The organism is Leucobacter salsicius M1-8 (assembly GCF_000350525.1).
In the GTDB taxonomy this organism is placed as follows: Bacteria; Actinomycetota; Actinomycetes; order Actinomycetales; family Microbacteriaceae; genus Leucobacter; species Leucobacter salsicius.
This window is the reverse complement of sequence record NZ_AOCN01000024.1, coordinates 17,092-39,281: the sequence shown is the minus strand read 5'-3', so window position 1 is coordinate 39,281 and position 22,190 is coordinate 17,092. Positions and strand designations below refer to the sequence as shown.

The following is a 22,190-nucleotide window of genomic DNA, read 5'->3' as shown; positions in this document are numbered from 1 at the left end:
ATCGCGCACTACCGCGGGCGGCGCTTGGCGCTCGCCCGCGCCCGGGTAACTGTTTCGCTGACTTCCACCGACGGCGCGAAGGTGCCGTACCGTGCCTTCGCGGCCTCGCCGATCAAGAAGTCGATGACGGCCGGGTTCTTGGGCAGCAGTGAGCCGTGCAGGTACGTGCCGATCACGTTGCGCGTGCGCGCGCCCTCCTCACCCGAGGTCGGGTTGTTGCCGGCGCCCTGGAGCACGCGCCCCAGTGGCCGCGATCCGGGCCCGAGCGTCGTATTGCCGCTGTGGTTCTCGTAGCCGATAATCTCGCCGAGATCGTCGGATTCGAGCACGATGTTGCCGATCATGCGGTCCGAACCACCCCGGGTCTCGACGTCGAGCACCCCAATACCCTCGAGCGTCTCGCCCGTGTGGGTGATGAATCGGTGCCCGAAGAGCTGGTACAGGCCGCAGACGAGCAGCATGGGCGTGCCCACCTCTGCGAGGGCGTGAAAGTCGGCCTTGCGGTCCAGCAGGTCTGCGGCGACCCGGCCCTGGCCCGAGTCCTGCCCGCCGCCGCCGATGACGACATCGACGTGCGCGGGCATGGGATCGCCTGGGTTCAGGTCGATCACGACGGGGTCATAACCGTGTGCGCGGGCGCGACGCGTCAGCGCCAGCACGTTGCCGCGGTCGCCATAAATGTTCATGTCTCGCGGGTAGAGCGAGAGAATGACGAGCTCGCGCGTTGAGCCGGCAACCTTGGTCGCCTCGTGTACGTCGGTCACCAGATGTCCTCCACGTCGGTAACGAGCGCGAGCGCGCGGCGCAGCTCGAGCATGGCGGTATAGGTGCAATAGATTCGACGCGGCTGGCCGGGAGTGCGCTCGCGGAACGCCGCAAGCGCCTGGCCGAGATCCTCTTCGACGAGGCTCGTGGCCACGTCATCGTGCTCGAGCCGCAGCGCCATGTCCCACGCCCGCGTGCCAGAGACCGTGTCCACCCCCGCGCCCGCGAGCGACGAGAAGTCGACGTCCCACAGCCACGACATGTCGCGACCGTCGGCGTACTGGTCATTGATCGCGATCATGGTCGCGACGCCCTCCGCCTCAAACGAGGCCAGGCCGAGCCGGAAGCCGGCGGGGTTCTTCACGAGCACCAGCTCGAGGGGCTGCTCGTCGAGCGTGAGCTGCTCGCCGCGACCGAACGCGGGGCGCACCTGAGCGAGGGCTTCGACGAGCGCGGCGCTGTCAGCCGAGGGCTCACGGTGTGCGTGATGACCGGCCTGCGGACCCGCCGCAAGCACCATGCGTACGGTGGCCAGCGCTGCTGCGGCGTTGAAGGTGTTGTACAGCCCCTCTAGCTTGAGCGCCGTCTGGTGCGCCTCGCCGTCTATCTCGAATGTGGCTTCGTGGTCGCCCAGCTTCACCAGGGTGACGTCAGCGGGGCGGTTGGAAATCGCCACCGACACCTCCCCGGCATGAAAGTCTTCGTCACTCGGAAAGGTGGCGAGCAGATCGGGGGCCAGCCCGAATGCGCGCACGTCGGGCGAACTCGTCGCTCCCCCGCGCTCGCGTGTGCGTTCCCCGATGGCCGCAACGAGGCGATCCTCACGGTTCACGACGAGGCCCGCGGTGGTCGCATCAGCGATGCGCTGCAGGTACTGGGCCGTCGTGTCGATCTCACCGAAGCGGTCGAGCTGATCGCGCAATACGTTGAGCAGCAGCGTAAATCGAGGGGGCACGCGATCAATGAAGTACATTGCGTGCGCCTCGTCGAGCTCAAGCACGGCGACGTCGGCATCCAGGTGACCTCGCATGGAGCTCTCCTGGATTGCGGCAGCAACGACACCGCGCGAGAAATTTGACCCGGTCTTGTTGGTGAACACGCGTAGGCCGCGCGCCTCCAACATCTCAACGATCATCTTCGTGGTCGTCGTCTTACCGTTGGTGCCGCTGACCGCCACGACCCCGTAGGGCAGGCGACCGAGCACACGCCCCAGGTAGCCGGGGTCAATCTTCTCGACGACAAGACCGGGGAGGGCCGAGCCGCCGCCGCGCAGCCGCGCCACCTGGCGCACAGCCTTGCCGACGGCGGCCGAAATCACATCACGCATGCGTCAAGCCTAGTGGCGCGTTAGTCGGCGGCGTGCCGACCACGCGACTCGCCGCGCAGTTCTCGGGGCAGCAGATCCGGGCGCACCTGGCGTGTCCGCTCGATGCGCTGCTCGTGCCGCCACTTCTCGATGTGGGCGTGATTGCCACCCAGGAGTACCGGGGGGACTTCGCGATCGCGCCACGAGGCGGGCTTGGTGTAGCTCGGGTACTCGAGCAGACCGTCCTCCTCGTGCGACTCCTCCACGAGGCTCAGCGGGTTGCCGACGACACCGGGCACCAAACGACCGATCGCCTCGATCATCGCGATCGACGCCACCTCGCCGCCATTGAGCACATAGTCGCCGATGCTGACGAGGCGTACGCGACCGCGGGCCGAGTACTCGTCAAACACGCGGTGGTCGATGCCCTCGTAGCGACCGCACCCGAACACGAGATGCGACTCATGCGCGAGCTCGCGGGCCATGCGCTGGTTAAACACGTCACCGGCGGGTGACGGGAAAATGATGAGCGGATCCGGATCAGCACCCGGCGCCTCATCGGCCGCGCTCGCGAGAATCCCGTCGAGTGCCTCGCCCCAGGGCTCGGGCTTCATCACCATGCCGGCGCCGCCGCCAGCGGGCGTGTCGTCGACCTTGCGGTGCTTGTCATGCGCGTGGTCGCGCAGGTCATGTACCCGTAGGTCAATCAGTCCCTTGTCTTTCGCCTTGCCGAGCAATGACAGCTCGAGCGCGTCGAAGTATCCGGGAAAGATCGAGACGACGTCGATCCTCACTCGTCGCCCCTCGCGACCTCAGCCTCGTCCTCATCGAACAGGCCAACGGGCGGGGTGACGTGCACGATGCCAGCTTCGATGTCGACGCTCGGCACGATCGCCTCGACGAAGGGCACGAGCACGGTGCCGGTGGGGGTCGTGATGACGAGAAGATCCTGCGCCGGGAAGTGTCGCACTTCGGCAACCTTGCCCAGGACCTCAGGCCCGGCCTCGGTTTCGCGCACGACGTCGAGTCCGACGAGCTGGTGGTCGTACCAGGCGTTGTCCTCTTCGCCTTCGTCGACGGCCTGCTCATCGATCCACAGGATCGCGCGCACGATGCTCTCGGCCGCGTTACGGTCGGGCACCTCGGCGAAGAAACCGACGGGTGACTCGTTGAACCAGCGCAGCTCGCGCATCGTGATGGTGCGCCCGAACCACTCTGAGTCCGCGGGCACCTGGAGGTGGAACTGCGCGCCAGGCACAAACCGGAGCGCAGGGTTGTCGGTGAAGAGCTCGAGCTTGACGCCGCCCTTCAGTCCGTGGGGCTTGGTGAGTCGGCCAACGCGCAAGCTCCCCGCCCCGCTAGCGGGGCGGGGAGCTTGCGCACGCCCGGAAGCGTCGGCCATCAGGCGCCGCCCTCGACTGCGTCGGTAGTGGTCGCACCGGTGCTCGTCGCACCGGAACCAGCCACATCAGTGTCGATCACGTCGACGCGCACGCGGCCAGCCTCTGACAGGGCAGAGACGACCGTGCGCAGCGAAGATGCGGTGCGCCCGCCACGGCCGATCACGCGACCGAGGTCGTTCGGGTGCACGCGCACCTCGAGGACCTCGCCGCGACCGGTGTCGCGTGAATCCACGCGCACCTGATCGGGGTGCGCGGAAATACCGCGCACCAGGTGGTCGAGCGCTTCAGCCAGCGCCTGTTCAGCCATGGAGACTTAGGCCTCGGTGGTCTCTGCAGCTGCTTCCTCGGCGGGAGCGTCTGCCGACTCAGCAGCGGGAGCCTCTGCGGGCTTCTCAGCCTTGGGGCGCAGGACGGTCTTCTTGGCAGCGTCTACCTGGAAGACAGCCTTGGGCTCGGGAGCGAGCACCTTCGACTCGGTCGAGCCAACACCGGTGTGCTTAGCCCAGTCGCCGGTCAGCTTGAGGAGTGCAGCAACCTGCTCGGTCGGCTGTGCGCCAACGCTGAGCCAGTACTGTGCACGGTCCGAGTTGATCTCGATGAACGAGGGGTTCTCGGTGGGGTGGTACTTGCCGATCTCCTCGATGACGCGACCGTCGCGCTTGGTGCGCGAGTCTGCAACGACAACACGGTAGAAGGGCGAACGGATCTTGCCGAAGCGCTTGAGGCGAATCTTGACAGCCATGAGTGACTCCTTGAATTGAATGGCACGACGCTCGACCCACATCCAAGGAGTGATCGGCGTGAAAACCTGGGCACGCGTATTTCGCGAACTCCACAATTTTGCCACAATCAGGCCAAAATCGCAATTTATGTTGCGACCAGGGGTTTTATCCGAGCCGAAGCTCGAGTGTGGCAAACAGCCGCTCTGCGACACCGTCGTGGTGCACGCCGTCGTGCTCGTACTCGCTTGTCACCCAGGTCTCGATGCCGCCCACGCGTCGTGCGGTGTCGAGTGAGAGGTCGGCGTCGACGTACATGTCGTTGAAGTAGACCGCGGCCTCCACGGGAACCTCGTTCGCCGCCAACCGGGCGTGGTCGTACAGTGCGATCGACCACTCGCGGGCGGCCAATTCCTCGACGCTCGCGCGAAACCCGCGTAGCGCACGCACTTCCTCAAACATCCAGGGGAACGCCATCTCACCCGTGAAAAGCAGCGGCCGCTGGGACTCGTCGAACTCGGGGCGCTCGACGCGTGCCCGCTGCGCCGCCCAGGTCGTGGGCCCGGGGCCGTAGATGCTCTCCTGCAGCGCCATGAAGAGCGGGTTCGTCGCGAACGACGTCGCGGCGCCCACCGTTTCGACGAAGGTGTCGCTCAGGCGCGTCTCGTCGACGTCGACGAACGCCTCATCAAACAGCCAGTGCACGCGATCGTATCCGGGGCCCATGCCGAAGTCGAGCCCCAGCGTTTGGAGCCTGCGCACCGTGAGGAGGTCGCCGTCGGGTAGCCGGGTCTCCCCCGCCGCAAGCACGTCGGCGACGCGGGCGATGCGCTCGCTTAGGTGTGGCAACCGCTCAGCGAAGGCCCGGTTCTTATCAAGCACGCGAGGAAACGTGCGGCGATACACCTCGTCCGGATCCGGATCAATCGATGGCAGCCCGCCCGTGATCGCCGAAGCGACGAGCGCCTCGGGGTGTGTCGACAGGTAGTGCAGGGTCAAGAACCCGCCGTAGCTCTGCCCGAGGCTCCACCACTTGCGCCCCTCGTAGTGGGCCATCCGAATCGCTTCGAAGTCGCGCACGATCGAGTCGGCCCGGTGCAGGGCGAGCCGCCGCGCGCCCTCAGCCGCGGGGAGCGAGGCGAAGTCACTGCCCGAGAGTGGCGTCGAGCGGCCAGTGCCGCGCTGATCCGGCACAATCACCCGAAAGCGCTTCAGCGCAGCATCGAGCCAGGCGCCGCGCGTCAGCGGGCGCGGGCCTTTACCTCCCGGGCCACCCTGCAGGTGCACGAGCAGCGGTAGATCCTCGTTACGCTTCTCGGCGGCGACGAGCTCGCGCGCAAACACGCGAATCGTCTCACCCTCGGGGTCGTTCCAGTCGAGTGGAACCGTGACCCAGAGGTCGCGGGCAGCGATCTCGGAGCCGATGAAGTATTCGGCGCCGCGGATCGCTCCCCTGCTCATGGCTTAGCGCAGACCCTTGCCGAGCATCTGCTGCAGCTTCGCGAGCTCTTCCTCGCTCGGAGCGGCGGCCGCGCCGCCCCCGCCGAGACCAAAGCCCGAGCCCGCGGGGGCCGCGGCCGGTGCTGCCTCGATCCCTGTGGCCTGCTGGGCCCGCTTTGCCGGGTTGCCCGACTGCTTCTTGCCCTTGCCCTTGGCCTGCTGCTTCTTCTTGCCGCCGTGGCCACCCATTCCGGGCATCGGTCCCATGCCGGGGATTTGCGGCACTCCGCCCTTGGCGACGGTCTTCATCATCTTGGCGGCCTGCTCGAAACGCTGCACGAGCTGGTTCACGTCAGTCACGGTCATGCCCGAACCCTTGGCGATGCGCAGACGGCGCGAGCCGTTGAGCATCTTGGGGTTCTGGCGCTCGGCCTTCGTCATCGACTGAATGATCGCCTCGGTGCGCACGATCTCGCGCTCGTCGAAATTGTCGAGCTGATCCTTCATCTTGCCCATGCCCGGGAGCATGCCCATCATCTTCTTGATGGAACCGGCCTTGCGCAGCTGCTGCATCTGGCCGAGGAAGTCGTCGAGCGTGAACGAGTCAGTCGCGATCTTCTCGGCAACCTTCATCGCCTCTTCCTCATCGAAGGCGCTCTGCGCCTGCTCGATGAGCGTGAGGATATCGCCGAGGTCGAGGATGCGGCTCGCCATACGGTCCGGGTGGAAGGGCTCGAAATCACCGAGGCCCTCGCCGGTCGAGGCGAACATGATGGGACGGCCCGTGACGCTCCGGATCGAGAGCGCGGCACCGCCGCGCGCGTCGCCGTCGAGCTTCGTGAGCACGACGCCCGTAAAGTCGACACCCTCCTGGAACGCCTTCGCCGTGGCGACCGCGTCTTGACCGATCATGGCGTCGATGACGAAGAGTACCTCGTCAGGGTTCGTCGCCTTGCGAATATCGGCGGCCTGCTTCATAAGCTCTTCGTCGACGCCCAGGCGGCCGGCCGTATCGATGATCACGAAGTCGTGGTGCTTGGCCTTCGCCTCGGCGACACCGTTCTTGGCGACCTTGACGGGGTCGCCCACGCCGTTGCCGGGCTCGGGGGCGTAGATCGCAACGCCAGCCTGCTCGGCGACGACGCCGAGCTGAGTGACGGCGTTGGGGCGCTGGAGGTCACACGCGACGAGGATCGGCGTGTGGCCCTGGCCCTTGAGCCACTTCGCGAGCTTACCCGCGAGCGTCGTCTTACCGGCGCCCTGGAGGCCGGCGAGCATGATGATCGTGGGAGGGTTCTTCGCGAACTCCAGGCGACGCTGCGCACCACCGAGGATCTCGACGAGCTCCTCGTTGACGATCTGCACGACCTGCTGGGCCGGGTTGAGTGCCTGGTTGACCTCGTCGCCGAGGGCGCGCTCGCGCACCTTGCCCGTGAACTCCTTGACGACGTCGAGGGCGACGTCGGCCTCGAGCAGGGCGCGCCGAATCTCGCGAACCGTGCTGTCGACGTCAGAGGCCGACAGCTTGCCCTTCGAGCGCAGGTTCTTGAAGGTGTCAGTGAGCCGCGCTGAGAGGTTTCCGAAAGTAGCCATAGTGGTTCCGATTCTAGCGCGTGCCAATGCCTGATATTCTCCAACGCGCGGGTCGTAGGCATGTGCCATGCGGTCCGGGTATGGGGAACAGGGGACAATACCGATGTCATACGCATGTACAACCGGCGTACGCTGCGGGAGCTTGGGGAAGCGCTCGTGACGGCACCACCACTGGTCGGCGGTTCGCGCGAGACCGGTCCAATTGAGCTCACGCGCTCGGCCAGCGAGCCTCGCATCCGCGCGTCCGACACTCCAGCGCGCGAACTGACCAGACTCAAACTCTGGTCGGCATTCTCGTCTGGCGCGCTACTGGCGGCCTCCGCTGCCACCGTCGCACCCATCGGGGCACCCGTCTACACGTTTGCTCCGACCGCTGCGCTGTGTCTGATTATTTCCGCGTTGGCCGGGGGCAACAAACGGTTTGGTGATGCGGCGCGCGACACCGGTCTGCAGTTTTGGCTCGGTGCCGGGCTCAGTCTTTCGGGGCTCGGACTGATGATCTGGCTCATCGTCACGCATCAACGGTTTGCGGTGTTCCCGGCGCTGCTGCTCGGGTTCGCAGTGTCGGCGGCCCTCGGCTGGATCCCGCTGCGTCAGCTCGCGAAGGCGCGCGAGGTGGGCGAGCCTGCCGGCCCGGCCCCCACCGCGGCGGCACGTATTGGTACGGCATTGTTCGCGCTTGCGTACGGCTGGCTCATCGCAATCATGGGTGATCCCCGCGGCTTTGACACGCTCCACGGGCTTCTGCTGCTTGTCGCGATCGCCACGTGCGTGCCCTCACCCTGGAGTCTCACGCGCTCGGCCCGCACATGGAGTCGCGATCAGTGGCGAGCGTACGGTGTCGCTCTGGTTGCGTTGTTGGTCGCGGCGGCTGGCACAGCATTGACCGTGGACCTCGCCCGGCCGCTCACAATCTTCTGCGGTGGCGTCGCCGCGATCGCGCTCCTGCTCAACGCGTTTGGCTTTGCGCCGCTGGCTTCCGCTAGCCGACGAGCTGCTGCGCGAACACGTGGGGCGTGAAGCCCGTCAAGTCACCGATGCCCTCGCCCTGACCCACGAGCTTGATCGCGAGACCGGTCTTCTGCTGCACCGAGAGCACAAACCCGCCCTTGGCCGAGCCGTCGAGCTTGGTGAGCACGAGCCCGGTAACCCCGGCGTGTTCGATGAAGGCTTCGGCCTGGGCGAGACCGTTCTGCCCGGTCGTCGCGTCGAGCACGAGCAGCACCTCAGAGACGGGGGCGAGTTTCTCGATGACGCGGCGCACCTTGCCGAGCTCATCCATCAGGCCACCCTTGGTCTGCAGGCGCCCTGCGGTGTCGATGATGGCGATGTCGTAGTTCTCATCGATCGCGCGCTGCACGGTCTGGAACGCAACTGATGCCGGATCCTGACCCTGCTGCTGCGGGCGCACGAGGTCGACGCCCGCACGGTCGGCCCAGGTCGCGAGCTGCTCAACGGCCGCGGCGCGGAACGTGTCTGCCGCCCCCACGATGATCTTCTTGTCGAACGCGGTGAGGTACTTGGCGAACTTGCCGATCGTAGTCGTCTTGCCGACTCCGTTGACGCCGACGACGAGGATCACGGCGGGCCGCTCCGAGAGCTTCAGCGTCGGATCGTACGCCGCGAGCTTCTCCTCGATCGCGTCGCGCAGCATGCGCCGCATCTCCTTCACCTCGGTGACGCGGTGGCGCGTGACGTCGGCGCGCAGTTGATCAAGGATGACCTCGGTGATGTCTGGGCCGAAGTCTGCGGTGATGAGCGCCGCCTCCAAATCGTCCCAGGTGTCATCGGTGATGAGTTCGGGGCCGCTGAAGATATTACGGAAGGCTTTTGAAAAAGACCAGGATCGCTCTGCCATGCCTCTGATCCTATCGGTGACGTCCCGTCACTCCCCGCGACGGCCTGGGGAGGCCGCGTCACTCGACGGGCGCCACGCCTCGACATTGATATGGGTGTCGGGTTCCATCCGCTCCCAGTGCACGACCGCGCCGGTCTGCCGGGCGACATCGTTGAGCCAGTAGGTGACGCCTGGGTCCCACCCGGCGATCACGCTCGCGGGGCGCGCCGGGTTCGATCCTGGGCCGCAGTCAATCGCGCGCCCCGCGCTCGTGAGATAGCCCGCCACGCTCAGGTGCACGGCATCGAACTGCTTGGCCACAATCCGCCAGTCGGGCATGATCCAGTCACGTTCCTCGCCGGTAGCGCGGTGCCAATCCAGTCGCTTCTCGTGCACAACCGAGATCGATCCGATGCGGCACAGCACCGCCCAGTCCTCCGGTCCACGCAGCTCAAACACTCGGGCACTCTCGGGCCAGCCTACTTGCGTGACCGCCGCCGCCTCTGGCCCGTTTGAGTCCTCCTTGAGATGCAGCCGCAGGGGACCAAACCTGTCGAGGGCACGCGTTGATTCGAGTAGCCCATACGGCGGGATAGACCACCACTCTCCACTCCGCGCCGCGGTGGGGTCGGCCTCGCGCTCGCGCAGGCCCACTACTTCGAGTTGGGTGACGTGATCGGCCCATCGCGCCAAAATCGCCCCGGTGTCGCGGGGGCCGGTCTCGGGCGAGGCGCCCAAACCAAAACTGCTCAGCCACTGCGGGGCTGCCACCATGTCCTCTGCCCACCATCCCGAAGCCGGGGACGCGAGGATGTGCGCCGCGACACGCTCGAGCGGCGGGCCCAGCTCGGGCGCCGCGGCGAGCACGTGCACGCCAACCGGCGGCTGCCAGTAACGTGCATCCTCCACGCACATCGCGAGCGCCTCGAGAAGCAGTTCGGGCGTGGACTCGGGCAACGAAAGATCCGCGAGCGCGCTGACCACCTCGCCGATAACCTCGGCCTGACGCGCACCTGAGTTGTCAGGCGGCGGCGCCGACTCGCCACCCGCGACATAGAGCATGACGCGCGAGGTGCCGACTCCCGGGTCGAGCACGTGACTGGCTTGGAAGAGTGCATGTGAACGCCAGTGTTCTTCTGGGGCTATTGTTGCCAGCGCCTGACACGCGAGCTCCGCGAACGCGAGGCACAGCCGCCGCCCGTGCGGAGCGGCCAGTAATTCATCAACCGTCAGGGCAGCCATAGTCAGCAGCGTACTGGCCCGAGTCGCGCACCCGCAGCCCCAATCTCCGGCCGATACGGACAGACTTATGCGCCGCCTCGCCACAGTAAATTGCACCATGCCGACAGCCGGTGCGCTCGGTTGCTCTCGACTCCGCTATATTCACTGAACAACTGGCATTGTGAACTCAGGCAGGTCACAGAGCCGCAGAACGTATTCGCTTCACGATGGAAAACGACCAATGGAGGTCACGTGATCCTCACCCCGCAACGGAGCGGGGCGTCTCTCAGACGCTTCCTGCTCCTTCTTCTGATTAGCTTGACGGCACTGCTTGGGCTGTCGACGCTATTGGCTCCCCCCGCGCACGCCGCGGCCTGCGCTCCCGACCCTGCCACCGCCTGCATCCAGGGCATCATTAAGACCACCGCGGGCGAGCCCGCCGCTGGTGTCACCCTCGACCTCAACGATGGTGAGCAGCAGGTTGACACTGATGCGGAAGGCCGCTGGGCGTTTGCCGTCGATGCCGAGGGTGAGTACACCGTTGCGCTCGACAGCTCGACGCTGCCGAGCGGCCAGTTCGCCAAGGGCCAGTCGACTCGCACGATTACGGTGAAGCTCTACACGAGCTCGAGCGCGCTCTTCCCGCTCACCGATGATGCCGCGGCCGCAGCGCCCGCACCGGGCACAGAGGACGATGAGTCATCGGGCGGCTCACAGAAGCCCGCCACCACCAACCAGCCCGATGGCACCGGCGCGTCAGCCACCGAGGCCAGCGGCGAAGGCTTCTCGTGGGCCCGGTTCTGGCAGCAGTCGGCCTCCGGTATTCGCATGGGGCTGCTGCTGTCACTCGCCGCCGTCGGGCTCTCACTCGTCTACGGCACCACGGGCATGACGAACTTTGCGCACGCCGAGATGATGTCGATGGGCGGCATTCTCGCCTTCCTCTTCATGGGTCTCACCGGCAATATCTGGCTCTCGGGCGGCATCGCGTTCATACTGCTCGCCGCATTCGGTTGGGTGCAAGACGCGGTGCTCTGGAAGCCGTTGCGCAAGAAGCGATTGAGCCTGATGCAGCTCATGATCGTCTCCATCGGTCTCTCGATCGTGCTGCAGAACGTGTTCCAGTTCTTCTTCGGCGCCAACATCCTGCGCATCGACCCGAGCACCCCCGCAACGGTCACCATGCTCGGGGTCACGCTCACCGTGCAGTCCTATGTTGCGATGGGCATCGCCCTCGTCGCGATTGTCGGGACGAGCCTCGCCCTCAAGTACACGCGGTTTGGCCGCGCCACGCGCGCGGTGTCAGACAACCCGGCGCTCGCCGAGGCCTCAGGCATCGACGTCAACCGGGTGATCCGAGTCGTCTGGGTCGGCAGCTCGGCGCTCGCTGGACTCTCGGGCGTGCTCCTCGGCCTGGTGCTCAACGGCATCTCCTGGAACACCGGCTGGCACTACCTGTTGCTGCTGTTCGCGGCGGTCGTGCTCGGCGGCATCGGCACGGCATTTGGCGCCATCGTCGGATCCATGATCATCGGTTACATCATCGAGGTCGCAAACATTTGGCTGCCCGGTGACCTGAAACAGGCCGCGGCACTCTTCATTCTCATTGTTGTGCTGCTGATTCGCCCCCAGGGCATCTTCGGCCGAAAAGAACGAATCGGTTAGGGGCACACAATGGAGTTTCTCACCAATCTGCTGGAATCCATTCTGCAGACAGCGATCAGCCCGGTTACGGCAGCGTTTGTCCTCGCTGCGATTGGCCTCAACATTCACTTTGGCTTTACCGGCCTCATGAATATGGGTCAGGCCGGCTTCATGCTGCTTGGCGGCTACGGCTTCGTCATCTCGGTCATGAGCGGCCTCGGGTTCTTCCCCTCGCTGATCATCTCGATGCTCTGCTCAGCCCTCTTCGCGCTGCTGCTCGGCATCCCAACGCTCAAACTGCGCGGGGACTACCTCGCGATCGTCACGATCGGCGCGGCCGAGATCGTGCGCATGGTCGCCAGGCTCGCCAATCTCTCCCCGTTTACCGGCGGCCCGAGCGGCATCCAGAGCCCCAACTTCCGCGTGGAGTTCAATGCCCTTTCCCCGCTGCCAGAGGGCCGCACGTCCATTCTGGGGCTCGAGTACGTCAACACCGGCGTCGATGACTGGTGGTCACGCATCGTGGCCTGGGGCCTCGTGGCGCTCTTCCTTCTCATCACCTGGCTGCTGATGCGCAGCCCCTGGGGTCGCGTACTCAAGGGCATCCGTGAGGACGAGGACGCGGTGCGCAGCCTCGGCAAGAGCACGTTCTCGTACAAGATGCAGGCGCTCATGATCGGCGGCGTCATGGGCGGCTTCGGCGGCATCATCATGGTGCTTCCTTCAGCCATCAACCCCGACGGCATGGGCCGCGCCACCACGTTCAACCTGTGGATGATCATGCTGCTCGGCGGCGCCGCAACCATCCTTGGCCCGCTGCTCGGATCGATCCTGTTCTTCGTCGTGCGCCTCGTCATCTCGGCGACCATGACCGAGTTCGTGCCGGCAAGCGTGTTCAACGCGCAGCAGACCGAGATCGTTTCCTGGATCCTGATTGGCCTGATGCTCATGCTGCTCGTCATATTCAGGCCACAAGGGATACTCGGCAACAAGAAGGAGCTGTCGTTCAATGTCTAACGCACCATCCACGAACGCGCTCGCGTATCCGAGCGATCGCGAGGCCCTGCGCGCTGAACTGCGCACGCTCGAGCAAACTCCCGGGGTTGCGAAGCCGGATCCAATTCTCACGGTGGACCGCATCGAGCGGCGGTTCGGCGGCATGACCGCGGTCGACGTTGACCACCTGCAGGTGCAGCGCGGCGCGATCACGGCGCTCATCGGACCGAATGGCGCCGGCAAGACGACTTTCTTCAACCTCCTCACGGGCTTTGATCACCCCTCAAACGCGGCCAGCCTGGTCGGCAGCAGCGAGGGCAAGGCCAGCTGGTCGTTTGAAGGGCGGCAGTTGGGCCGCACGAACGCGACCAAGGTCGCGCGTGCCGGCATGATCCGGACCTTTCAGCTCACGAAGGCCCTGAACCGCATGACGGTCCTCGAGAACATGCTCATCGGGGCGAATGATCAGCCCGGTGAGAACATGTTCGTGGGTCTCGTGAAGCCGCTGTGGGCGAAACGCGAGCGCGAAAACGTCGAGCGCGCGGAGGATCTGCTGCGCAAGTTCAAGCTCCACGAGAAACGCGACGACATGGCAGGCGGGCTGTCGGGCGGCCAGAAGAAGCTGCTCGAGATGGCGCGGGCGCTCATGACCAACCCGTCGATGATCATGCTCGACGAGCCGATGGCTGGCGTGAACCCGGCCCTCACGCAGAGCCTGCTCGACCACATTCAGATGCTGCGCGACGAGGGCACGACCGTGCTGTTTGTGGAGCACGACATGCACATGGTGCGCCACATCTCGGACTGGGTGGTGGTGATGGCGCAGGGCAAGATCATCGCCGAGGGCCTCCCCGAGGAGGTCATGACCAGCTCGGCCGTCGTTGACGCCTACTTGGGTGCGCACCACGACCGCGACCTCGGCGACGATGACGTGCTCACGACGGGCGTGATTCGCGCGATCGCCACAGAGGCCGCCGAAGAATTGGCACAGGAGATTTCAGAGGAGTCGCGATGACTGCGCAAAACGATATCGTCATGCGGGCGGAGAGCCTGGACGCGGGCTACCTGCCCGGCATCAACATCTTGAACGAGTGCTCACTCGAGGCTCGCAAAGGCGAGCTGGTCGGCATTATCGGCCCGAACGGTGCCGGCAAGTCGACGCTGCTGAAATCGCTGTTTGGGCTCGTCAACATTCGTAGCGGCCGCGTGCTCTTGAACGGCGAGGACGTTACGGGATTTAAGACGAACGAGCTCGTGCGTGCCGGGGTGGGCTTCGTGCCGCAGACCAACAACGTGTTTCCGTCGCTCTCGATCGAAGAGAACCTGCAGATGGGGCTGTTTCTGAAGCCCAAGCAGTTTGCCAGCCGCGTGGCCGAGATGTGGGACCTGTTTCCCATGCTCGCCGAACGGCAGAAGCAGCTCGCGGGCTCGCTCTCGGGCGGTGAACGGCAGTCGGTCGCGATGGCCCGCGCGCTCATGATGAGCCCGAGCGTGCTGCTGCTCGACGAGCCAAGCGCCGGGCTCTCCCCCGTGCGCCAGGACGAGACATTCATTCGCACCCGCCAGATCAACAAGACAGGCGTCACGATCATCATGGTCGAGCAGAACGCGCGTAGGTGTCTGCAGATCTGCGACCGCGCATACGTGCTCGACCACGGCACCAATGCGTATGAGGGGCCCGGCCGTGAGCTCGCGAACGACCCCCGCGTGATCGAGCTGTACCTCGGCACGCTCGCGCAGGACGTCGAGGCGAAGGCTTCGGGACCGGCGGCTTCGGGACCGGCGGTCACGGGGGCCGAGTAGCGCTTGGTTTGTTGTAGGGTCCATACCTAAAAACTGCCCGAAACTTTGTATCGGGAGGGCCCCAAAACCGGGCTTGTTTGTCGGTGGTTGCTGCTGCAATGGAACCATGCAACATCCCTTCGAAGACGAAAGCCCTCACCTGGGGCACCTCGCCGATCTGGTCTCCCAGATCGTGGATGTTGACGCGAGCATGCGTGCCCTTGGTGCACGCCGAGACACGCTCCTCGCGCAGGCCTATCGTCTCGCTGAGCGCGAGGGGCTGCGTGTGGTGGGAGTAGATCCGGGATCTGCTGCAGAGGAGCTCGCGAGACAGGCGCTCACGGTTGGGCCCGGGCGACCGGTGGGGCTTCCTCGGGGTGCGGTGGTGCGTCGCGACCGGGCCCATCGCGTGGTGCGCGCCGAGATTGCGGCGGCTCTGCACGTGCCCGAGTCCCACGTCAGCAGGGATATTGCTCACGCGGTAGACGCGTTGGAGTGGTGTCCCAAGCTCCACAAGGCGCAGGCAGCAGGCGACCTCACCACCCAGCATGTGCGCACCGTGGTTGATGCGGGGCGCATCATCTTGCAGCATGCCGCTGAACAGCTCGGCGGCACGCTCGTTGACGCTGACGGGGTGCTCCTGGGCGAGGAGGCCGCAGGTATCGAGGTGGCACGACGGTACAAGCTGTACGAGGCAGCCGTCCTACCGTATGCACTCGCGCAGACCCCTCCCCTGCTGGCACCGGTCGCGAAGCGCCTCGCAGAGAAGGTGGCGGGGGTCACATTTAATGACCGGCATCGGTCTGCGAAACAGTACCGGCGAGTGTGGCTTACCGAACTTGAAGACGGCATGTGCAACTTGACCACCCATCTGACCAGCGTTGAAGCGCATGCGGTGTTTGACCAGCTCACGCAGCATGGCAAGCGACTGCAACAGACGGATGTGTCGGCATCGAGTGTGCAGCGGGACGCGGGTGCTGCAGACACCGGGCCCACGGGCGTAAGTACTGCAGACACGGGGCGTGCCGATGCACTGGCTCCGAGAGCTGCCCGAGAGGCGATGAAACGGCCGCTGCCCGAGGCGCGCGCCGACAGCTTGGTCGCGCTCCTGCTCGAGGGCCAGGTGCCCGAGACAGACGGCCGGCAGCCGCGTCTCGGCCCTCGAGTATCCGCCCGCATACAGGTGCTCGTTCCGGTGTCGCTGACCGGTCGACTCGGTGCGGCCAGTACTGGCACAGGGACCGGGACCGTCATTGATGATGGCTGGTTCCAGCCGGAGTTGGTGGGGGTCGGTCCAATCGACACGGACACCGCCCAGCGCATCGCGCACGACACCCCGACCTGGGATACGGTCATCGTCGACGACAGCACCGGCTCGGAGAACACGGGTGATGTGCTCTCCGTGGAGGGGTACCGAGTTCCGGCAAAACTGCGCAACTTCCTAGCAGCACGAGACGAGCACTGCAGGTTCACCGGCTGTGGGCTACCCACGTACCGGTGCGACATCGACCACACGATCGCGGCGGAGGATGGCGGTCCGACCGCAACGGACAATCTCGGGTATCTGTGTCGAGGTCACCACATACTCAAGCACCACGGCAACTGTCTCGTGGTGCAGGACGAACGCGGCGTTTACGAATGGACGTACCCGTCGGGGCGCGTGTATCGGGAGCCGCCACCGAGCAGGGTGGCCTTCCGATCCGCGCTCGGCGAGCCCGATCTCCAGTTGGCGCAGCAGCACATCCGGTCTCGGCTGTGGCGTGATGGCCCCAACCCCTGGCCCGGGTCGAGATCGGGATCCGGATCGAGATCGGGCTCGGGGCCGGGGCCGGGGCCGGAGCGTCCGAACGGTTCACCTCCAGATTCACCGCCACCCTGGTGACGCGTGCTCGTGACACGGACGACAGCGGCCGGCCTCCCGCAGGAAACCGGCCGCTGTTGTTCCACGGGTTCGAGAGAAACTAACCCTCGATCTCGCCCACTGCTACGGGCTCGTTCGCGGCGTTGTACTTGTAGATACCGATCAGCGCGGTCGACGGCTCGTTGTCGTCGTTCAGCGGGCCACCACCAGCCTTGCCGAGGTAGTGAATATCCTTGCCTTCAGCCAGCAGGTCGGAGCACGCCTTAAAGGTGTCGCACTCTTCTCCACCGTCGGTACCCGATACCGCGTGCAGGTTTGCCACGATGGTATCGGTGTCAGCCGAGCCGCCCTTCTCCGCCGCGAGGGCGACGAGCATCACTGCGTCGTACGCCTCGGGAGCGAAGTTGAGGCTCTTGCTTGCGTCGGGTGAAGCAGCGACGAGCGCCTTTTCGAAGGTGTCGTCCACGGTGCGACCGGGGGTCGTACCCTGCGCGCCCTCGAGCAGGCCGGCGTCGAACTCGGGGTACGGCACGGTGTTGCCGTCAACGAGGTAGAGCTTTGACAGGTCGAAGCCCTGTGCTGCGAGCTCGGGAATCGCCTGCTTTGCTTCGACGTAGCTCACGATGGCCACCGCGTCGGGCTTGGTCGCGAGGGCTGCCGTCACCTCAGATGAGAACGTGGTCTGAGCCTCGGGGAACTCCTCGCCCGCGCCGGTGGCGCCGTAGGTGACCTCGCCGCCGGCATCCTCGAGCGTCGTCTGCAGGTTGTCGCGCAGACCCTTGCCGTAGTCGTTGTTCTGCGTGAGCACGGCGACCTTTGCGTTGCCGTCCTGCAGAATCAGGTTGCCGAGTGCGCGACCCTGAATAATGTCGGACGCGATGGTGCGGAAGTACAGCGGGTTGATGCCCGCGAGAGCGATGCCCGTGTTCGAGGGCGAACCCATGAGGATCCCGGCCTCGGTGATCTTGGGCATGGCCGCGTTCGTGTTACCGGTGCCCATCGCGCCGAGCACGAAGGCCGGGTCGGCCTTGATGATCTCGTCGACGCTCTTGTTCATGATCGTCGGGTCGGTCGGGTCGTGCTCATTGGCCTCGACGACCACCTCGACGGGCTTGCCCAGCACGCCGCCCGCGTCGTTGATCTCGGACACGGCAAGCTTCACGGCTGCCTGCGGGCCGTAAATCAGGTGCTCGAGTGAACCGGTCTGGGGCAAGAGCGTGCCGATGCGCAGAACGTCGACGGCAGAATCTGCCGTGGTCTCGTCGCCGCCGGCGGGGGCCGTGTCGCCGCCGCCACTGCACGCGGAAAGCATGAGAGCTGCGCTCGCCATCAGGGCGAGAGCACCGACTGCTTTTTTGGAGTAAACCTTCATTGGCTAACTGCCTTTCATCATTGAAACGCCCCCAAATTGCGGAGCTTGTCGATGAGCCTACTGGGCAAATGGCCTACCGCCACTATGCGGCATGCCGTAGAGACAAATTCGTTAGATTTCGGGCGGCCGCGGCAATCCTCCCAGATGTAGCCCTCATCGGAGCGTTTGTGACACAGGGTCGGCTTCGCCCAGGTCGTGTGCAGGTCTACAACGTGCTGTGCTCGCCGATCCTCGCATCCACCACGATCATTGGAGACACGGTGCTAGCGACCGGGAGGGGGCAATGCGGGCGTTGCTGAACCACTTCGGGGAATCCGTCGAATCGCACGACCGGGCCCGCGCCGCCTGGGCGATCTACACCTCGGCGTTTACGCGCTGACCGACGACCTGCGAAATGCCGTCTTGGCGCATCGAGACGCCGTACAGCGCGTCGGCGATCTCCATCGTGCGCTTCTGGTGCGTGATAATGATCAGCTGCGAGTTCTCGCGCAGCCGTTCGAACACCTGCAACAGCCGCCCCAGGTTCGCATCATCGAGGGCCGCCTCAACCTCGTCAACGATGTAGAACGGGCTGGGGCGCGCCTGGAAGATCGCCATCAACCAGGCCACCGCCGCGAGCGACCGTTCGCCGCCCGACAGCAGCGACATGCGCTCCACCTTCTTGCCCGCGGGTCGCACCGTGATATCGATGCCGGTGGTGAGCAGGTCGGTCGGGTCGGTGAGTGCCACCTCACCGGTGCCACCGGGGAACAGAATCGGAAACACCTCGGCGAACGCCGCCTGAGTATCGTCGAACGCGGCCGCAAAGATGCCCTGCATCTTCTCGTCAAGATCCCTGATGATCGCCAACAGATCGGCCCGAGTCTTCGTCAGGTCCTGCAGCTGTTCGGCGAGGAACTGATGCCGCTGCTCAATCGCCGCGAATTCTTCGAGGGCGAGCGGGTTAATGCGGCCGAGGCGCGCAAGCTTCTTCTCGGCGGCTGCAAGCCGCTGCTCCTGCTCCTCGCGCACGTAGGGCACGCCCGCTGGCTGCGCGGCGGGGCCTGGTCCGGATCCCGGATCACCCGCGTCAAGCTCTGGCATTGTCCCAAGTCCAAGCTCCGCGGCGAGCTCCGCCTCAAGCTGGTTCGCAAACCCGTCTGGAACTGGCTGGCCTGCCGGGGTCGTGGGTGTTGCAGGGGCCTGAGACACCTCAGCGCTGCCCGGCACGGGCACTGGCTGATCCGGACCAAACTCATCCAGCAGCACGCTCTCGGTGAGCCCGAGCTCGGCCCCGGCCCGCTCGAGCAGTGAGGCCATATGCAGCTTGCGCTCATAGCTCTTGAGCTCGGCGCTGTGCGCATGCTCGGTCAGGCTCGCGAGTCGCGTGCGCAGCTCGGCTTCCTCGCTGCGCAATTGCGTTAACTCCTGATTGCGGCTCGCGCGCTCTCCCTCGGCCCGCTGTTGCGCCTCACGGGCTGCAAGAAGCGAGAGGTCGGCTGCCGCAATGATCGCGGGCAGCGCGCCAGCGACCCGTTCGGCGCGCTCGACCTGGCGGGCACGCAGCACCTCACGCCGGGCCGACTCGTCTGCCGCACGGCGCTCGGCCTCGAGCTGGATCTCGAGTTCGCGCTCGCGGGTCTGCGCGGCGCGCACCCGCTCGCGCGCGGTTTCGAGGGCGAGGCGCTGCTCCAGCTCGGTCGCGCGTGCTGCATCGAGTTCAGTGGCAATCGCCTCACGCTGACTGACATCGAGAATGGGGCGCGGGGTGGAAGCGGCGTCCTCGAGGGCACGTTCGGCGGCCACGCTGGCCGCCTCGGCCTGGGCCAGATCGGCCGTGACGAGCTTGATGGCCTGCTGGGCGCGTTCGGCCTCGGCATGCGCTGACTCCGCGCGCGCCGTGAGCTGGTGTCGGGTCGTCGCAAATCTTGCTGCGCGCGCTTCCGCTTCACGCATCTGACTGTACGCGGTGTGCACCGCCTGCTTGGCCGCCTGCGCTGCATGGCGCGCTTCGGCAAGCTGGGTCACCGCCGTCGCGGCCAGTTCACGCACGCGTACGAGCTCCTCACCTGCACGTTCGAGCTCAGCCGCCGTCTCAATGCTGGTCGTCGAGCGCCCCGAGCCGCCCGTAAGCGTGTGCTGAGTCAGCACGTCGCCGGCAGCCGTCACGACCACAAACCCCGATCCCGCTCGGGTGAAGGCGGCTGCATTGCCGGACTCGGTTGAGGATACGGATGCGGATGTTGCTGCCAGCGATTCCACCACACGGATCGCGTGCGCGAGGTCGTTCGCAGCGAAGCTCAAGGCAAGCAGCCCACGCACCCCGGCCGGTGCATCAATAACCGCCTCTACGAGCGGGTCGGCGCCGGCAGCCACAGCCGCCGTGGCGAGGGTGGAACGAACGTTGCCGACGTCATGCGCGGCATCGGCGATCACCGTACGCACCACGCCCAGATCGTTGGTGCGGGCAGCCGTTACCGCCGCCTCGGCGTCGCTGAGCGACCCCGCGAGGAGGGCGTCCACATTGACTCCAAGCGCCACACCAACGGCAGCCTCGAGGCCCGGCTTCACTCGTACATGGTCGGCCACTCGGCCATCGATGCCCGGCTGGGAGCCGTTGAGCAGCGCCCCCGAGGCGTCGCGCGCTTCGAGCAGCCCGGTAAGGGCGGCGACCTGTGCCTCGAGTCCGGCACGCTCGCGCTCAAGCGAGTGCAAGGCGTCGCGGGCCTCGTCGCGCGTTCGCTCGGCATTGATCTGTGCCTCTTGAGCGGAGCTGTGGGCTTGTTCAAGCTGCTCGGGCGTCCGCTGTGTAGCGCCCGCTGCATCGTCCGACTCAGCACCGCGCTCCCCGGCCAAGCTTTCTCGCTCGAACGCATCCAGCGCCTGGCGCGCGGCGAGCGCACGCTCATCGGCCTGCGCGACGGCCTGCGCGCGGCGAGCATGATCCTGCAGCAACGTCTGGTGACGCTGGTGCGCGGCATCCACCTGACCCCGCAGCTGCGACAGGGCAAGGTCGTGCTGCGACACGAGCGCACTCTGCTCGCTAATGTGTTCGTCGAGGGCGTCGAGCTGTGCCCGGGCCTTGAGCGACACCGACTGCGACGCCCGCCAGGCGGTCTCGGCCACCGGAATAAGAGCGGCAAGCCGCACCGCCTCGGCCGCCGCTTCATCGACCACGCCGCGGCTGATGCGGTGCGATTGATCCGGAGCCTCCGCCTGGGTCGCCAAGAACGTGAGCCGCTGCTGCGCCTGGGTCAGCAGGCCCCGCAGTTGCTGCTGCACGCCCTCGAGCCCGACTGTAATGCGCCGCGCCTCGTCAAGTTCGTCTCCCGTCTGTGCGGCCTCGAGCTTGGCCACGCGCAGCTGCTTTTGCTCCTGCTGCTCCTCGAGCACCATGCGTTCGGAGTGCCGCTCGGTCTCGGTGTGCGCGAGCTCGCCGAGCTCGCGCCGCAGCCGCGCGACATCGTCGGCCAGCAGCCGCGCCTTCGCGTCACGCACCTCGGCCGCGATGCCCTGCGCGTTGCGTGCGACCTCGGCCTGGCGCCCCAGCGGGCCCAGCTGGCGCCGGACCTCGTTCGCGAGGTCCTGCAGCCGCGTGAGGTTCGTCTCCATCGCTTCGAGCTTGCGCAGCGTGCGTTCCTTGCGGCGGCGGTGCTTGAGGATGCCCGCGGCCTCCTCGATAAATCCACGGCGATCCTCGGGCGTCGCCCGCAGCACCGCGTCGAGCTGGCCCTGACCGACGATGACGTGCATCTCACGGCCGAGACCCGAGTCGCTCAGAAGCTCCTGGACGTCGAGCAGGCGGCAGGTCTCGCCGTTGATCGCGTACTCGCTGGCGCCGCTACGGAACAGCGTGCGGCTGATCGTCACCTCGCTGTACTCGATCGGCAGCGCGCCGTCTGCGTTGTCGATCGTGAGCTTCACCTCGGCACGGCCGAGCGGGCCGCGCGACGCGGTGCCCGCGAAGATGACGTCTTCCATCTTGCCGCCGCGCAGGGTCTTGGCGCCCTGCTCCCCCATGACCCAGGCGAGCGCGTCGACGACGTTCGACTTGCCCGAGCCGTTGGGGCCAACGATGGCGGTGACGCCTGGTTCGAATTGGAACGTGGTGGGCCGCGCGAACGATTTGAAGCCCTTGATGGTGAGGCTCTTCAGATGCACGCGACCCCCTTCTCTTTCCTTGCGAGCGAGCTGCTCTGGATACTGACTATGACTCTATTGGGTACGTCTGACGACGCCCTGCTCGACGCCCTGCTCGCGTCGCCCTCGGCG

At 66.0% G+C, this 22,190-nt stretch carries 18 protein-coding genes; 6 read left to right on the top strand and 12 right to left on the bottom strand.

Annotation, left to right across the window (positions count from 1 at the left end):
* Window positions 1-8: 8 nt before the first annotated feature.
* The 8 genes from C795_RS0111820 to ffh form a co-directional block, all read right to left on the bottom strand.
* Window positions 9-764 carry a type 1 glutamine amidotransferase gene (locus C795_RS0111820; protein WP_017793964.1) on the bottom strand — a complete coding sequence of 252 codons (756 nt, stop codon included), beginning with the start codon at window positions 762-764 and terminating at the stop codon, window positions 9-11.
* Window positions 761-2,092, bottom strand: a complete 1,332-nt coding sequence (locus C795_RS0111815) for a Mur ligase family protein (RefSeq protein WP_017793963.1) — start codon at window positions 2,090-2,092, stop codon at window positions 761-763. Before C795_RS0111815 ends, C795_RS0111820 begins: the two co-directional genes overlap by 4 nt.
* A 20-nt stretch (window positions 2,093-2,112) precedes the next feature.
* Window positions 2,113-2,865 (bottom strand): tRNA (guanosine(37)-N1)-methyltransferase TrmD, encoded by a 753-nt coding sequence (gene trmD, locus C795_RS0111810; protein WP_017793962.1) that lies wholly within the window; start codon window positions 2,863-2,865, stop codon window positions 2,113-2,115.
* Window positions 2,862-3,473 (bottom strand): ribosome maturation factor RimM, encoded by a 612-nt coding sequence (rimM, locus tag C795_RS0111805; RefSeq protein ID WP_017793961.1) that lies wholly within the window; start codon window positions 3,471-3,473, stop codon window positions 2,862-2,864. Before rimM ends, trmD begins: the two co-directional genes overlap by 4 nt.
* Window positions 3,473-3,781, bottom strand: coding sequence for an RNA-binding protein (locus C795_RS15960; protein WP_017793960.1), 309 nt, complete (start codon window positions 3,779-3,781; stop codon window positions 3,473-3,475). Before C795_RS15960 ends, rimM begins: the two co-directional genes overlap by 1 nt.
* A gap of 6 nt (window positions 3,782-3,787) precedes the next feature.
* Entirely contained in the window at window positions 3,788-4,216 is a 429-nt protein-coding gene (rpsP, locus tag C795_RS0111795) for a 30S ribosomal protein S16 (RefSeq protein WP_017793959.1), read from the bottom strand.
* A 145-nt stretch (window positions 4,217-4,361) separates the two neighbouring features.
* The gene (locus C795_RS0111790; RefSeq protein WP_017793958.1) at window positions 4,362-5,654 is read right to left on the bottom strand and encodes an alpha/beta fold hydrolase; all 1,293 of its coding nucleotides are present in this window, start codon (window positions 5,652-5,654) and stop codon (window positions 4,362-4,364) included.
* A gap of 3 nt (window positions 5,655-5,657) precedes the next feature.
* Complete coding sequence (gene ffh, locus C795_RS0111785) at window positions 5,658-7,226, bottom strand: signal recognition particle protein (RefSeq protein WP_017793957.1); 1,569 nt, start codon at window positions 7,224-7,226, stop codon at window positions 5,658-5,660.
* A 156-nt stretch (window positions 7,227-7,382) separates the two neighbouring features.
* Here ffh and C795_RS0111780 point away from each other — a divergent pair, with 156 nt between their 5' ends.
* Window positions 7,383-8,246 (top strand): hypothetical protein, encoded by an 864-nt coding sequence (locus C795_RS0111780; RefSeq protein ID WP_157487106.1) that lies wholly within the window; start codon window positions 7,383-7,385, stop codon window positions 8,244-8,246.
* On the opposite strand, the gene ftsY is transcribed toward C795_RS0111780, so the two are convergent.
* Window positions 8,209-9,084, bottom strand: coding sequence for a signal recognition particle-docking protein FtsY (gene ftsY, locus C795_RS0111775; RefSeq protein ID WP_017793955.1), 876 nt, complete (start codon window positions 9,082-9,084; stop codon window positions 8,209-8,211). The genes C795_RS0111780 and ftsY overlap by 38 nt on opposite strands.
* Before the next feature lie 27 nt (window positions 9,085-9,111).
* Window positions 9,112-10,305, bottom strand: a complete 1,194-nt coding sequence (locus C795_RS15955) for a hypothetical protein (RefSeq protein WP_157487105.1) — start codon at window positions 10,303-10,305, stop codon at window positions 9,112-9,114.
* A gap of 297 nt (window positions 10,306-10,602) precedes the next feature.
* Between C795_RS15955 and C795_RS0111765 the strand changes: the two genes are divergently transcribed.
* The 5 genes from C795_RS0111765 to C795_RS0111745 all read left to right on the top strand — a co-directional run bounded on the left by C795_RS0111765 (window position 10,603) and on the right by C795_RS0111745 (window position 16,588).
* Complete coding sequence (locus C795_RS0111765) at window positions 10,603-11,949, top strand: branched-chain amino acid ABC transporter permease (protein WP_232225485.1); 1,347 nt, start codon at window positions 10,603-10,605, stop codon at window positions 11,947-11,949.
* Window positions 11,950-11,958: 9 nt separating this feature from the next.
* Window positions 11,959-12,945 (top strand): branched-chain amino acid ABC transporter permease, encoded by a 987-nt coding sequence (locus C795_RS0111760; RefSeq protein WP_017793952.1) that lies wholly within the window; start codon window positions 11,959-11,961, stop codon window positions 12,943-12,945.
* Window positions 12,938-13,939, top strand: a complete 1,002-nt coding sequence (locus C795_RS0111755; RefSeq protein ID WP_017793951.1) for an ABC transporter ATP-binding protein — start codon at window positions 12,938-12,940, stop codon at window positions 13,937-13,939. Before C795_RS0111760 ends, C795_RS0111755 begins: the two co-directional genes overlap by 8 nt.
* Window positions 13,936-14,727, top strand: a complete 792-nt coding sequence (locus tag C795_RS0111750; protein WP_017793950.1) for an ABC transporter ATP-binding protein — start codon at window positions 13,936-13,938, stop codon at window positions 14,725-14,727. Before C795_RS0111755 ends, C795_RS0111750 begins: the two co-directional genes overlap by 4 nt.
* 106 nt (window positions 14,728-14,833) lie before the next feature.
* Complete coding sequence (locus C795_RS0111745) at window positions 14,834-16,588, top strand: HNH endonuclease signature motif containing protein (RefSeq protein WP_017793949.1); 1,755 nt, start codon at window positions 14,834-14,836, stop codon at window positions 16,586-16,588.
* A gap of 79 nt (window positions 16,589-16,667) precedes the next feature.
* Here the strand turns inward: C795_RS0111745 and C795_RS0111740 are convergent, their stop codons facing one another.
* Both C795_RS0111740 and C795_RS0111735 read right to left on the bottom strand, forming a co-directional pair.
* Window positions 16,668-17,939 (bottom strand): ABC transporter substrate-binding protein, encoded by a 1,272-nt coding sequence (locus tag C795_RS0111740; RefSeq protein ID WP_017793948.1) that lies wholly within the window; start codon window positions 17,937-17,939, stop codon window positions 16,668-16,670.
* A gap of 354 nt (window positions 17,940-18,293) precedes the next feature.
* Window positions 18,294-22,079, bottom strand: coding sequence for a chromosome segregation SMC family protein (locus C795_RS0111735; RefSeq protein ID WP_017793947.1), 3,786 nt, complete (start codon window positions 22,077-22,079; stop codon window positions 18,294-18,296).
* Between the last annotated feature and the right edge of the window lie 111 nt (window positions 22,080-22,190).